This window comes from Streptomyces sp. NPDC107581 (assembly GCF_055657175.1).
In genome coordinates, this window is the sequence record NZ_JBVKBH010000010.1 from 23,870 (window position 1) to 37,133 (window position 13,264).

Here is a 13,264-nt window from a genome sequence, read left to right on the forward strand (position 1 = left end):
GGTGACTTCGGCCCGACCCCGGGATGGCTTCGGCCTGCCGGCGAGGTGGCTTCGGTGTGTCGGCAGGGGGATGGCTCCGGTCTGTCGCCGGGCGGGGCTTCGGTGTGTCGGCGGGGGCTTCGGTCGGGCGGTGGGCGTCGGTTCGGTCTGCCGGCGGGCGGCCGACGTCGGCCGGGTGGCGGGGGTCGGCTTCGGCCGGGTGGCGGGGTGTCTTCGGAAAGGCACCCGGTGAACCGTGACGGATGTTCGGCACAGACTCGAAGCATGACGCCGCACGCATCGCTCGCCGTGCCGGCCGAGGTGTCGCCCGAGGTCGGGAGGGGCTGTGCCCTACCCGAGGCGGGGAGGGGCTGCGCCGCCACTGCATCACGTACGGCGTCGACGGGGCGGCTGATCGGGATCGACCTGGCCCGCGGCCTGGCGGTCTTCGGCATGTACTCCGCTCATGTCGGTCCCGACGTGAGCGTGGGCGGACCGGTGGGGTTCCTGCTGGAGCTGGCGCGCGGTCGCTCCTCCGCGCTCTTCGCGTTCCTCGCCGGCTTTTCGCTGGTCATCATCTCCGGCCGTCCGGATCCCAGGACCGGGCCCGCCGGTCGTCAGGCCATGGGAAGGATCGCGATCCGCGCCGTCGCCCTCATGGTGCTCGGTTACGCTCTGACCGCTCTGGACACCACGGTCGACGTGATCCTGAGCTTTTACGGCATGCTCTTCCTGATGGTTCTGCCCCTGCACCGGATGCGGGCCCGAACGCTTGCCCTCATCGCCGTAGCGGGAGCGCTGATCCTTCCTCAGGTTCTCCACCTGGTGCAGAAGTCCATCGAGGACGGGAACTGGGCGGACGCCATCATCGCCGGGGACCCGCTGGCCCGGACCACCGGCAGCGACGGATTGATCGAACTTTTGTTCACGGGGGAGTATCCGGCCCTGACCTGGATGCCATTTCTGGTCGCGGGGATGGCGGTGGCCAGACTGGACCTCGGGCGGCCCGGCGTGCGCTCCCGGCTGGCCCTGGTGGGCGGGACGTGTGCCGTGCTCGGCTACGGCGGGTCCTGGCTGGCCCTGCGTCTGGTCCCGCATGCCCTGTCCGCTGTGGCGGCCGCGACGGATGGCGGTCCGGCCTCCTCCGCGTGGTGGTCCGACACTGTCGGGGAGCCCGGGGATTCCACTCCGCCCGCCTGGCTCCTGGTGGCCGCACCGCACAGTCAGACGACCTTCTCCATCGTCGGCAACACGGGCGTCGCCCTCGTGGTGGTCTCCGCATGCCTGGCCGTCGCCGCCGGCATGCCGCGTCTCCTCCGTCTGACCACACCGGTCGCGGCGGTCGGCAGAACGGCGCTGACCCTCTACGTCCTGCACATCGTCGCCCTGTGGTTCTTCTCCGACGTATGGCATGTGGCCGCCGTCGAGGACGGAACCATGGCCGCGCTGCCGGTTCTCCTCGGCTTCATCGCGGCCGCGATGCTCCTGGCGACCGCATGGGCTCACCGGTTCCGGCGTGGCCCCCTGGAGTACGTGCTCCACGCCGCGACCCGGCTCGCACTCCGCATCCGGTGAGACAGCGGAGGTCCCGCGCTGTCCGACGCTGTGAGGACATGGCGTGTGTGCGGGAGCGGGTGGTGGCGGACCGGGGGACGTCGGCGAGCGATCATCCCTTGGTGACCTGCTGGATCACCTTCAGGGCCTGGCATGCTCCGTCCTCGGCCGCCATGTGCCGTGCGGCTTGTGCGGCGGCTCGGGTGTATGGCTGCTGCGTCACGACCTGGCCGAGTGCGGCGGCGAGCCGTTCGGCGGTGAGGGAGCGGAAGGGTATCGGGTCCGCGGCGGCGCCGAGGGCGGCGAGTCGCCCTGCCCAGAACGGCTGGTCCGCGGTCACCGGTACGGTGACCGCAGGCACGGCGGCACGCAGTGCGGCGGCCGAGGTGCCCGCCCCGGCGTGATGGACGACCGCGGCCAGCCGCGGGAACAGCAGGGCGTGCGGTACGTCCCCGATGGTCAGGACGTCGTCACCGTCGGCCGCGAGCCCGGCACTGCCGGCCTGGAGTACGCCGCGCAACCCGGCACGGCGCAGCGCACGTACGGCGATCTCGCTCAGCCGCGCCCCCTCTCCGGCCGCCATGCTCCCGAAGCCGATGAGGACGGGCCGAGGCCCCGAGCGAAGGAAGTCCTCCAGGACCGTGGGCAGCCGTTCGGCCGTGGGGTGATGGGGCCACCACGTCCCGACGACCTTCATGCCGGAGCGCCAGTCGGAGGGGCGTGGCACCAGCGCTGTGCTGAAGCCGTGCAGGATCGGCCAGTCCGCCTTTTCCTGCCGCCGGCGCATCGCGGAGGGGGAGGCCGGGGGCAGCTGGAGCCGACGGCGGAGCGTGGTGACCGCTTCCTCGAATACGCGGTCGGCCATGCGGAGCGCGAGGCGCCCGGTTGTACGGTTGGCAAGGCGGCCCAGCGAACGGGAGCCGGTGACGACGGGCGGGAAGTCACCGGTCGGCGCGGTGGGTTGGAGGTACACACCGATGCTGGGTGTGCCCGTGGCCTCGGCCAGATGCCAGCCGAGCGGGGCCGTGGTGGTCGACAGCAGGAGCAGATCCGTACCGGCAGTCACCGCGTCGGTGAACCCCTCGCCCAGTTCGGTGACGAACGCGGCTGCGGCGCGCATCAGGTCGCGCTTTCCCCTGACGCCGCCGTGCGTCCGGGTGTCGGCGGGGAGACTGCGGAATTCCAGCCCGGCGTCGCGCACCAGGGGAGCGAAGGTGGCCGTGGTGGCGAGGGCGACGTCGTACCCGGCCCGTCGCAGCTCGGCGCCCAGGCCTGTGTAAGGCGCGACGTCACCGCGCGATCCGGCCGCGGCGATGAGAATTTTCATGAGGTCTCCTGGGAAGCCGCAGGGCCGCCGGTGAGGCGGGCTGCACTGGCGTGGACGGTCTGGCCTTCAGTGAGGCGGGCTGCACTGGCATGGACGGTTTGGCCATCGGTGAGGCGGGCCGCGTTGGCGTGGACGGCCTTGCACATATAGGCGGCCAGGCCCGGGCGTTGCAGGGACGGCGGTACGACCAGGGCGAAGGCGCGCGGGTCGGCGAGGAAATCGTCCGCGATACGCCGGTGCATCTCGGGCGGGCAGGAGGCGAACCAGCGTGAGATGTGCAGACGGTGCTCCTCGGCCAGGTCCATGGCCCGCTCGCCGTCGCTCGGGTCCCCCTCGTCGAAGGCCGACAGCAGCTCCGCGCGCCAGACGGCGGCCTCGCCCATGAGCTGCCGCCAGTCCTCCTTGGTGTGGGCAGCCGCGCGCGCCATCGCCTCGCGCCGGCCCTCCGAGTGCGCCCACTTCAGCTCCGCCTGCGTGGCGTAGCTCAGATCGAAGGCGATCTCGCCGAAGACCTCGAAGCGTTCCTGAGGTGTGAGTGACACCCCGGTCTGCTGGACCTCGATGGCACGTTCCGCCACCTCGGCGAGCTGCTGCAGCCTGGTGATCTCCGCACTCAACTGTCGCTGCCGGGCCCTGAGATGCTCCAGGGCGTTTGCCTGTGGATCACTGAGGATCGCGGCGATCTCATCGAGGGAGAAGCCGAGTTCGCGGTAGAAGAGGATCTGCTGGAGACGAGCCAGGTCGGCATCGCTGTAGAACCGGTAGCCGCTGCGACTGCGTCCACTGGGCGAGAGCAGACCTGCCTTGTCGTAGTGATGCAGCGTGCGCACGGTCACCCCGGCGAAAGCCGCGACCTGCCCCACGGAGTAACTCATCCACCTGCCCCTTCGTCGGTGTACAGCCTCAAGCCTGACGTAAGGGGAGAGTCAACCCGCCAAGGCCGCCGCCAGGGGCTTTCGCCGGTTGGTCGCGGTCATGTGACATCCCCTCACCCCGAGGTCGTGCCCGGCGGCTCAACAGACGTCGCTGTCAGGTCGCTGCCTGGTGGCCCATCAGACGTCGCTGCCCGGCGGCTTCGGCTCGATCGGGGTTCGCCCGTATGCGGGTACGGGTGGCGTCAGGGGCGGGTCAGGGGCAACCCCGATGACCGGAAGGCCCTTGAGTACGCAGGATTGATCACGCGGGAATGACCACGCTGTCACGGAACCACGAGGTGCGCTATGAAGCTGTTGATCCGACGTGTCGCCGCCCTGGGGCTGGTCGGCTCCACTCTTGTCGGGCTCGGAATCGGTATGGGCGGGCAGACGTTCGCTGCGAGCGGGGGCCGTTCCGGCGCCATGCATGCCCTCCCCGCGCTTGACCCGGCTGCGCTGCAGGCCGCCATAGAGACACGGCCGGCGGACGGGGCCTCCGGCGCGATCGCCCGGGTCGGTGAGCCGCAGCAGTTATGGAAAGGCTCCACCGTCGACAGCCAGACGGGGCGGAAGAACCCGGCGAACGGGCACTTCCACATCGGCAGCATCTCCAAGGTCTTCGTGACGACCGTCGTCCTGCAGCTCGCCGCCGAGGGACGGATCGACCTGGACCGAACCGTCCAGGAGTACATGCCGGACCTGCTTCCGGACACGTTCCAGCCGATCACCGTCCGCGAGCTGATCGACTACACCAGTGGGCTGCCGGACGTGGACGAAGGCAAACCCGCCGGCAGCGTCGACGAGACCATCGCCCACCGCTACGACCACCGCACCTTCGACGAGATCATCCGGTCCACCCTGCGCCCCGTCGGCCGCCCCTGGCCCGGACCGCACTTCGCACCCGGCACCGAGCAGGAGTACAACTCGCTCGCCTTCCGGATCGCGGGGATGCTGGTCGAGCAGATCACCGGCCACTCGTTCGAGCAGGAGGTCACCGCACGCATCCTGAATCCGCTGCGGCTCAAGCAGACCTCCGTGTCCGATGACGACCCCGCGATACCGCGGCCGTATCTGCATGGATACCTGACCAACAGCCAGGGCAAGCCGGTGGACGTCAGCGAGCAGGGCGGCGATCCGTCGAGCATGATCTCCACGCCGGAGGACCTGGACCACTTCATCACCGCGCTGTTCCAGGGCCGCCTGCTGCCCGCCGCACAGCTGAAGGAGATGTTCACCCTGCCCACGGACACCGCGGGCAAGCCCGTTCCGTTCATCGGCACCAGTTGCACCGAGGTGGCCTGCTTCGGCGCGGGTCTGATGTCCACCCCGCTGCCGCAGGGGGGTGTGCTCTGGGGCAAGACCGGTCACGACCTCGGCTACGCCAACGGCATGTTCGCCACCCGCGACCTGTCCCTCCGTGGTGTCTACTCCGTCTCCAACATGAGCCTCAACACCGGGGCACCGACCCCGCTGGCCAACCGCCTGCTGACCGCGGTCCTCACGCCCACCGCCCCGCAAGGCTGATCCGGCGACAGCCGGTCGAAGACCCGCACAGCAGCAGCGGCCAGCGGCTCCTGCCACCGCGGTGGCGATGGCCCTGAGCGAAGTGTGTCCGCAGGGGTGCGAGTTCGCCGGGGCACTGCGGTGTTCGACGGTTCCGTGGACACGGGTGTTGCGGGCGGTCGTAACGGCCCGCAACACCCACTGTGCCGGAACTCAGTACACCTACCTGCTGAGCTGGGACGGTTCGTCGAGCCGCGTGAGCTTCCGGGGGTTTCTCACCACGTAGATCCGGGTGATCCGTCCGTCCTCCACCACGAGGCTCACCGCGGACGGCTCGCCGTCGAACTCGATCCGGCCCGCAGGCGCGCCGTTGAGCCATACGGCCGTCGTCCCGAAGTCGGCCACGACCTGGTTCGCGCGCGCGAGCAGCTTCGCCACGACATCCGCGCCGTGAACCGGAGCCAGAGCGGCGGCCACCAGCCCGCCACCGTCGGCGATCATGACGACGTCCGGCGCCATGACCTCCATCAGCTCCTGCAACTGCCCGGTGCGCAACGCGACCAGGAACCGGTTCACCACGGCCTGCTGCTCCAACCGGCTCACCTGCGCCCGCGGACGACGGGCCGCCACATGCTCGCGTGCCCGTCGCCCGATCTGCCGCACGGCTGCCGCGGACTTCCCGATGGCCTCGGCGATCTCGCCGTACGGCATCTCGAAGACCTCGCGCAGTACGAACACCGCCCGCTCTGTCGGCCCGAGCGTTTCCAGCACGGTCAGCATCGCGATCGAGACGCTCTCCGCGAGTTCGACGTCATCGGCGACATCAGGGCTGGTCAGAAGGGGTTCCGGCAGCCACTCGCCCACGTAGTCCTCACGGCTGCGGGAGAGCGTTCGCAGGCGGTTGAGTGCCTGGCGTGTGACGACCCGGACCAGGTACGCCCGCGGGTCACGCACCTGCGCGTGGTCGACGTCGGCCCACCGCAGCCAGGACTCCTGGAGCACGTCCTCCGCGTCGGCCGCCGACCCGAGCATCTCGTAGGCGACCGTGAACAGCAGGCTGCGATGGGTGACGAACGGATCCTCGGTCATGCGGTGGACGATATGCCGGAGTTCGCCGGACCCGCAGCCGGCGGAATCTCGCATGCGTCGGAGTAGCCCTGCGATGTGATCCCGTGCGCCGTGTTGGTCCTGGCCGACAGGTTGGCAAAGGCGATGAACACGGTGAGTTCGACCATCGCCGCCGGGCCGAGCCGGTCGAGGAGACCGGCCGACAGCTCGTCGGTCACGGTCGGCGGCGTGTTCGTCATGGCCTCGGCGTACTCCAACACGTCGCGCTCCAGCGGCGTGAACACATCCGACTCCCGCCACCGGGGCACCTGGCCGGCCTTGGTCGGGTCCAGGTGCTGGTTCAGAGCCTGGAAGTAGCCGATGTCCAGGCACCAGCTGCACCCGACCTGCGCCGCGACGGCCATGTGCGCGAACGACTTCAGGCTCGCGTCGGCTGCGTTCCACTCGGCCACCTTCGCCGAGAACTCGAGGTTGGCAGTGGCGACAGCGGGGTTATTGAACGCCACCTCCACGGGCTCGGGCACGGCACCGAGCTGCTTGACCATGCTCTCTCTCATCTCAGGGCTGAGCTCCGCCTTCGGTATACGTACTGCCATGGTGTCCTCCTGGTGTGCTTGCTCGTTCGGCATGAAGACACCAGCGGGCCCGGGAATGTGACAGCCGCCGCCGCACACAGCGAAGAACGAGCTGTCAATGAGAGCCTTCGGGAACCATGCCGAGCTGTCGAAGCTGGGAGAAGACGTCCACGACCCCCCAGATCTCGGTGATTCGGCCTTCTGCCATGCGGAAGACGAAGATCTCGTTGTAGGTGACGGATCTGCCGGTCGGCGGGAGGCCCCTGTACTCGCCCAGGTGGGTCCCCGTAACGGTGTTCCGGGAGACGACCTTGTCCCCCTCGGCGATCACATCCTCGGCCGCGACGTGGACGTCGGGAAACGCCTGAAGAAGCACCGACCACACTCGCCTGAGTGCCTGCGCCCCTGTCGCACTCATCGGTACCGGCGCGTGGAACAGTACGTCCGGGTGCACGAACTCATCGATCGCCTTCGAGATCACCTCCGCATCGCCGGTGTTCACGGCGTCATGGAAGCGGATGAGTGTCGCCTTGTTGCTCATCGGCTGGGATGTCGACATGCGGGTCCTCCTCGAGGTGGCCGGGAAATTCCGGGAGTTTCACACTGACGACGGGAACGGCAGGGCGATCGGAGCAGGGCATCCATCGGCCGTTCCGGGGTCTCGCGTCACGCAGGTACAGTCGGCTCTCTGCCGCCGGTCAGGACGCGTCCCGGCGAGCCCGCTGTGTTTCGCGCAGCACCGCCCAGGCGTCCGCGACGGGGCCTACGTGCGCGAGCTTGTCGGGGTTGAGTACCGTGCGGATCGCCTGGATCCGCCCGTCGAGAATGTCGAGCGTCCAGGTGTTGACGACCCTGCCCTCCCGGTCGCGGAAGACCGCACCCGGCTGGCCGTTCACCCGGTGCTGCTCCACGACGCCGCCGATCCGGAAGAACGGCGGGAGGAGCCCGGCCAGCATCCGGGACACATGGTCGGTGCCGAAGAAGCCCCCGGCCCACTGCGGGGCCTTGCCTCCGCTGTCCGCCACCATGTGGACATCGGAGGCGAGCAGGTCCCGCAGCCCGTCGACGTTGCCCTCCCGGAGGGCGTCGAAGAACCGCCCGGCGAGCTCCTCGCGCTCTCCGCGGTCGGCCTCGAAGCGGGGCCGGCCCGAGTCCATGTGGCGGCGTGCCCGCACCGCGAGCTGACGGCATGCCGACTCCGACCTCCCCACAGCCGAGGCGATCTCCGGGAAGCCGAAGGCGAACACCTCCCGCAGCACGAAGACCGCCCGCTCGAGCGGGCTGAGCCGCTCCAGCAGCAACAGGGCTGCCATCGACAGCGAGTCGGCCAGCTCCGCCGAGCGCTCGGGGTCGTCGTAGGGGTCGGTGAGCAGCGGTTCGGGGAACCACGGTCCGACGTACTCCTCCCGCTGCAGGCGGGCCGAGCGCAGTACGTCGATCGAGATCCGGGTGACCACGGCCGAGAGGAACGCCTTGGCCGACGCGGGCCGGGTCGGGGAGAGCTCGTAGCGCAGCCAGGTCTCCTGGACCGCATCCTCGGCCTCGCTCACGCTGCCCAGGATGCGGTAGGCGATCGAGAACAGCAGCGGCCGCAGCTGTTCGAACTCCTCGACGCGCGTCACGCCAGCCCTTCCTTGAACCCCTGCCGCCACGACGGATGGCGCAGCTCCCAGCCGAGCTCCCGCTTGGCCTTCGCGTTGGAGAAGCCGCGCCCCTCGGTCATCATCGTCACCACCACTTCCCCGGCGAGCAGCCGGGCCAGCCACTCGGGGATCCGCATCGGCCGCTTCGCTCCGGCGCACGCCGCCAGATGGGGCAGCCACTCGCTCTCCGGGGCCGGTTCGTCATCGACGATGTTGAACAGGCCTCTCGCCTTCTGCTCCACCGCCAGGACGGTGGCGGCGGCCGCGTCGTCCAGGTGCACCCACGAGGCGTAGCCGGTGCCGTCCCCGACCAGCGGGAACTGGCGCTTGCGCACGAGCACGACCTGGTCGTCGGTGGCGCCCGGCCCGTAGAACGCGCCGTATCGCATGACCGCGCCGCCGGCCCGGAGAACCACGTCCTCGACATGCCGGAGGGCCTCCATCGCAGGCTGCGCTGCCGTCCCCTCGTGCAGGTCCAGCGGGTCCTCCTCGGTCTTCACCCATCCACCCTCGCGCAGGCCGTTCCAGTTGGCGTAGCCCTGCGCGACGAAGTGCAGCACGCCGGTCGCCTCGGCCGCAGCCAGCAGGTGATCGGTCCCCTCGGTGCGCAGCCGGATGGTGGGGACGGACCACCGGTCGAAGTGCTTGAGATCGGGCTTGCCGGCGTGGGCGCGACTGATCCCGGTCATCTGATGCACGATCACGTCCGGCCGCGCACCGCTCACCGCTGCATGGACGGAGTCCGCGTCCAGTCCGTCCATGACGACCCCGTCAGCGCCCGACCGGGCCACCGAGCCCAGTTTGGCGGCGCTCGTCGTCGTGGCCGTCACCTGGTGGCCACGAGCCATGAGCTGCGGTACCAGCCGCTGCCCCAGAACCCCGGTTCCCCCTGCCACGAACACCCGCATGACGATGACCTCCCCGGTCCCGAAACCCCTTGTCGAGACCTGAGACGAGACAGCCCCGCCGTTTGTGACATCGGGGGCGGGGAAGGTCTGTCATCCGGCGGCTCCGGGCGACCCACCGGATTCGTGTCTCAGTGCAGCCGCAGTTACCCCGACGCCTGGGCTCACATGACGACTCGTTCGCTTGAATGCGGGGATTCCCCGGAGCCACGATGCGAGTCCCCGTGTCCCGAGCGGAGTCCCGCGAGTCCCGTTCCGGGTGCCCCAAATCCCGGGCATCCCGTTGACCCCGTCGGAAAGGCGATCGTGGCCATGCCTCGAAAGAGGCGGCGTTCTCGTCGGTTGCGTGAGGTGGTCCGGGAGAGATGCCTAGTCGGCCTGGCGGTCCAGGACGCGGCGGGCCGCCTCGGCCTCTGCCGCCGACGGGGACAGCTCGTCGAGGGTGTCGAGATCGGTATCGGCTTCCAGCTCCCGTTCCCAGGCTGCCGCCAGCCGTTCCTGTTCCTCGGGAGGCTTGGCGCCGACGGTCTCCCGGTGATCCGGGTCCAGGGCCGCCAGGAATCGTCCCACCGGATCCGTCGGCATACCGTGCTCCTTGTCGCCGGGTATCGTGCCGTCCCGGCCCAGGATGGCCAACCGGGCCCGGGCCGACTGTCCGACACGGCTTGGGAACACCCTGATGGCCGTGCGGCTCCGTACTGCTGCCTGCTGCCTGCTGCCTGCTGCCTGCTGACCGCGCCCGCTGCCCGTTGCCGGCCGTCACGAAGGACGGCAGGGGCCTCGGGCGGGGTGAGTTGGGGCTGGAATGGTCATCTGATGAGTGGCGGTGACAGAGCGATCACCGCCCGCCCGTACACCTGGCGGCGGACCGGGCAGGCGGTGACTTGACCGCTGCCACTTCAATGGGTCGGCTGTATGAATTGCCTCCGGCTGCCCGTCAGTGGCAAAGGAGGACGATGAGGCCGTCGCAGTCGTCACCGCCGTCATGGCCGCCGAATCTGCCATGGGCGCCGGCGCCTGATCCACCATGGTGGTAGGCCGGGAACGACCGGGCATCCGTGGCCTTGGTGACGACGTGCGGTAGGGGCGTCGCTGCCAAGGCAGGTGCGGTGGATGCCGCCCCTGCCGCACAGGCAATGCCCAGGACTGCACTCATCGCGACTATTCGGGGAATACGGGAAACGATGTACTTGCAGTGAGTGTTCATGCAGTCACCATGCACGTCCTCGCCGTCAATCTCGCCTCGAGCGCAGCCGATTAGGTGAGTGACGGGGAATGGGATACGACGGCCGAGTGGCAGTCACCTCTGAGCCGCGTCGCGTGAGGGTCCGGGGCGGAGGGACGAGGTGGCGGCAGCCGACCTCGTACGGTGTGACCGCTTCGGGGGCCGGAGCCATGCCGTGGGCCGCATCGATCGTGTTCGGCCGGTCCGTCCGACCGTCTCACCGACGTGTGGGCATGCACCTGCACCGCTCTGCAGAGGCCGTCCCTCACATGGACGCACTTGCCGTCGCCCGTGCGCCTCATGAACCAGCCCGCCGAGGGGACCTCCGCGGCATCGATGTCTGCGGCCGTCCGGGTGGCAGTGCACACCGTGGGCGGGTGGACGGTGATCCGCCGGGCCGTCCTTGACGGTGTCACAGGGGACAGGTGCTGTGCAGCCGTGTAGCCGTACGGCGCCGAGCCGATGACGCGCCGCCAAGTCGACCCCGAGCCGATGACGTGCCACCGAGCCGACTCCGGTCCGATGACGTGCCCCGGTCCGATGACGTGCCCCGGTCCGACGACGCGCCGCCGAGCCGATGACGAACCAGTTCTCGTCCGGGACCGGCGACTGGGCAGACGTCACCACCCGCGTGCCCAGTTGTACTTGGTGCGGCCCAACAACGTTGAAAGGCCGGGGAGTTGCCCGCCGGGCCGGCGGTGCTCGCGCTGGTGGCGGTCGTCCCCACCGTGCCGCCCGGGGCCGTCACCCTCGTCCCGTCGTGGGCGGTTCCGCGCAGCCTCGGAGACTTACCTGCGGGAAGTCCGGCACTTTACCTGAGGGAATCCTGAGGGAATGCGGGAGGTCTTGAGGCGCGCAGGACCAGGTCGTTAGCCTCTTCATTGCGTGCCGAAACCGTGAGTTCGCGGGAACGCCGGAGGCCCACCGTAATGGACGACAATTCCGGGTCCTTGGCTGAAACCTGACTGGAGTACACCCGGGAAATCTTGTAGAAGTCCAGCGGCACGGCAGGAGCGAACCGAGCGGCCACGAGGTGCGAATCCGGTATGAAGACACACCTGACCAGCCTGCGAGACTATGTAGACGCGCTGCGGAAGCTTGGTGATCTGCGCGAATTCGACGAGGAGGTCGACCCCCACCTGGAAGTCGGCGCGGTCGTCCGGCACGGTGTGGAGAACCGGCTGCCCGCGCAGCTCTTCAACCACCTGTGCGGACACGGCCCCGGCCGCCGCATCCTGGGCGCTCCCGCAGCGCTCAGCTCACTGCCGGAGGCGCCCTGGGCCCGCGTGGCCCTCTCACTCGGCCTCGACCCGTACACCGGTCCGCTCGACCTGGTCGAGGAGATCGCCACGGCTCTGGACGCCGAGCCGGTCCCGCCGGTGACGGTGGCCGACGGTGCCTGCCAGGAGAACGTGCTGCTCGGCGAGGACGCCTCACTGGACGCCTTCCCCGTGCCCCTCGTGCACGCGGGCGACGCCGGCCGGTACGTCAACACCTGGGGCAGCATGGTCGTTCGGACGCCCGACGGCTCCTGGACGAACTGGGGCATCACGCGGGTCATGGCCGCCGACAGCCGCCGGATGGTCGTCATGATCAATCCGCCGCAGGACATCGGGAAGATCTACGCCCAGTGGAAGCAGCGCGGCGAGCCGATGCCCGCCGCGCTGGTGCAGGGCGGGGATCCGGCGATCCCGTTCGCCGGGGGCATGGCGCTGCCGTCCGGGTGCGACGAGGCCGGCTTCCTCGGCGCCTGGTTCGGCGAACCGCTCCGGGTGGTGCGCTGTCGCACCGTGGACCTGGAGGTACCCGCCGACGCGGAGATCGTCATCGAGGGCACGGTGTCGCTGGAGGAGACCCTGCCCGAGGGCCCGATGGGGGAGTTCTACGGCTACATCTCCGGACAGCCGCGCCCGCGCCCGGTGTTCCACATCAGCGCCATCACCCACCGCGACGACCCGATCCTGCCGGTGGTGTCGGCGGGCAAGCCCGTCGAAGAGGTGCACACCGTCGTCGGCCCCACGCATTCGGCCGAGGTGCTGCGCAACCTGCGCGGAGCCGGACTGCCGGTCAGCGCCGTGTGGCTGCTGCCGGAGGCGTGCTGCACGGTGGCCGCGGTCACCGTGCCCCGCCAGTGGCGGCAGTGGGGCGGCGGCATCCACACCACCACCCGCATGCTGACCAGGGCGATCGCGAGCGTGGTGCTGCGGCCCAAGGTCGGCTTCTGGGTGACCCGGGTGCTCGTCCTGGACGACGACATCGACCCGACCGACCTGCGCGACCTGTCCTGGGCCGTGGCCACCCGCTGCCATCCCGTCGCGGGCCAGGTCCTCTTCGAGGACCAGCTGTTCACCCCGCTGCACATCAACTACACGCCCGAGGAGTTCCGCACGCTGAGCGGGCCCAAGATGGCCCACGACTGCCTGCTGCCGCCGGACGAGGAGCGCCGCCCGGTGAACACCGCCTTCGCGCAGAACTTTCCCGAGCACGTCCAGGAACGGGCGCTCGCCCTGTGGCACGGCGCGGCCCGCTGACCGGCCGCCGTCCGCGCCCCCGACCCGCCTCCACGAGAAC

At 69.8% G+C, this 13,264-nt stretch carries 11 protein-coding genes; 3 read left to right on the plus strand and 8 right to left on the minus strand.

The annotated features are described in order from the left end of the window. Window positions 1-264: 264 nt before the first annotated feature. Window positions 265-1,554, plus strand: coding sequence for a DUF418 domain-containing protein (locus tag ACZ7P3_RS25155; protein ID WP_472085289.1), 1,290 nt, complete (start codon window positions 265-267; stop codon window positions 1,552-1,554). A 91-nt stretch (window positions 1,555-1,645) separates the two neighbouring features. Here ACZ7P3_RS25155 and ACZ7P3_RS25160 read toward each other — a convergent pair whose 3' ends face one another. Together ACZ7P3_RS25160 and ACZ7P3_RS25165 are read right to left on the minus strand one after the other, a co-directional pair. Continuing rightward, on the minus strand, window positions 1,646-2,860 hold the full coding sequence (locus tag ACZ7P3_RS25160; RefSeq protein ID WP_472085290.1) for a glycosyltransferase: 1,215 nt from the start codon (window positions 2,858-2,860) through the stop codon (window positions 1,646-1,648). Continuing rightward, window positions 2,857-3,735: a MerR family transcriptional regulator gene (locus ACZ7P3_RS25165; protein WP_472085291.1), complete on the minus strand. Its 879-nt coding sequence runs from the start codon at window positions 3,733-3,735 to the stop codon at window positions 2,857-2,859. Before ACZ7P3_RS25165 ends, ACZ7P3_RS25160 begins: the two co-directional genes overlap by 4 nt. Before the next feature lie 345 nt (window positions 3,736-4,080). Between ACZ7P3_RS25165 and ACZ7P3_RS25170 the strand changes: the two genes are divergently transcribed. Beyond that, the gene (locus ACZ7P3_RS25170) at window positions 4,081-5,298 is read left to right on the plus strand and encodes a serine hydrolase domain-containing protein (RefSeq protein WP_472085292.1); all 1,218 of its coding nucleotides are present in this window, start codon (window positions 4,081-4,083) and stop codon (window positions 5,296-5,298) included. A 201-nt stretch (window positions 5,299-5,499) separates the two neighbouring features. Here ACZ7P3_RS25170 and ACZ7P3_RS25175 read toward each other — a convergent pair whose 3' ends face one another. The 6 genes from ACZ7P3_RS25175 to ACZ7P3_RS25200 form a co-directional block, all read right to left on the minus strand. Continuing rightward, window positions 5,500-6,366, minus strand: coding sequence for an RNA polymerase sigma-70 factor (locus ACZ7P3_RS25175; protein WP_472085293.1), 867 nt, complete (start codon window positions 6,364-6,366; stop codon window positions 5,500-5,502). Further along, window positions 6,363-6,941, minus strand: a complete 579-nt coding sequence (locus tag ACZ7P3_RS25180; RefSeq protein ID WP_472085294.1) for a carboxymuconolactone decarboxylase family protein — start codon at window positions 6,939-6,941, stop codon at window positions 6,363-6,365. The genes ACZ7P3_RS25175 and ACZ7P3_RS25180 overlap by 4 nt, the downstream gene beginning before the upstream one ends. A 94-nt stretch (window positions 6,942-7,035) precedes the next feature. Then, window positions 7,036-7,461: an ester cyclase gene (locus ACZ7P3_RS25185; RefSeq protein WP_472085295.1), complete on the minus strand. Its 426-nt coding sequence runs from the start codon at window positions 7,459-7,461 to the stop codon at window positions 7,036-7,038. Window positions 7,462-7,618: 157 nt separating this feature from the next. After that, window positions 7,619-8,542 carry an RNA polymerase sigma-70 factor gene (locus ACZ7P3_RS25190; protein ID WP_472085296.1) on the minus strand — a complete coding sequence of 308 codons (924 nt, stop codon included), beginning with the start codon at window positions 8,540-8,542 and terminating at the stop codon, window positions 7,619-7,621. Beyond that, entirely contained in the window at window positions 8,539-9,471 is a 933-nt protein-coding gene (locus tag ACZ7P3_RS25195; protein WP_472085297.1) for an NAD-dependent epimerase/dehydratase family protein, read from the minus strand. The genes ACZ7P3_RS25190 and ACZ7P3_RS25195 overlap by 4 nt, the downstream gene beginning before the upstream one ends. 366 nt (window positions 9,472-9,837) lie before the next feature. After that, complete coding sequence (locus ACZ7P3_RS25200) at window positions 9,838-10,053, minus strand: hypothetical protein (RefSeq protein ID WP_472085298.1); 216 nt, start codon at window positions 10,051-10,053, stop codon at window positions 9,838-9,840. A gap of 1,686 nt (window positions 10,054-11,739) precedes the next feature. Here ACZ7P3_RS25200 and ACZ7P3_RS25205 point away from each other — a divergent pair. Next, a complete protein-coding gene (locus ACZ7P3_RS25205; protein WP_472085299.1) occupies window positions 11,740-13,224 on the plus strand; it encodes a UbiD family decarboxylase in 1,485 nt (494 codons plus the stop codon). The last annotated feature ends 40 nt before the right edge of the window (window positions 13,225-13,264 follow it).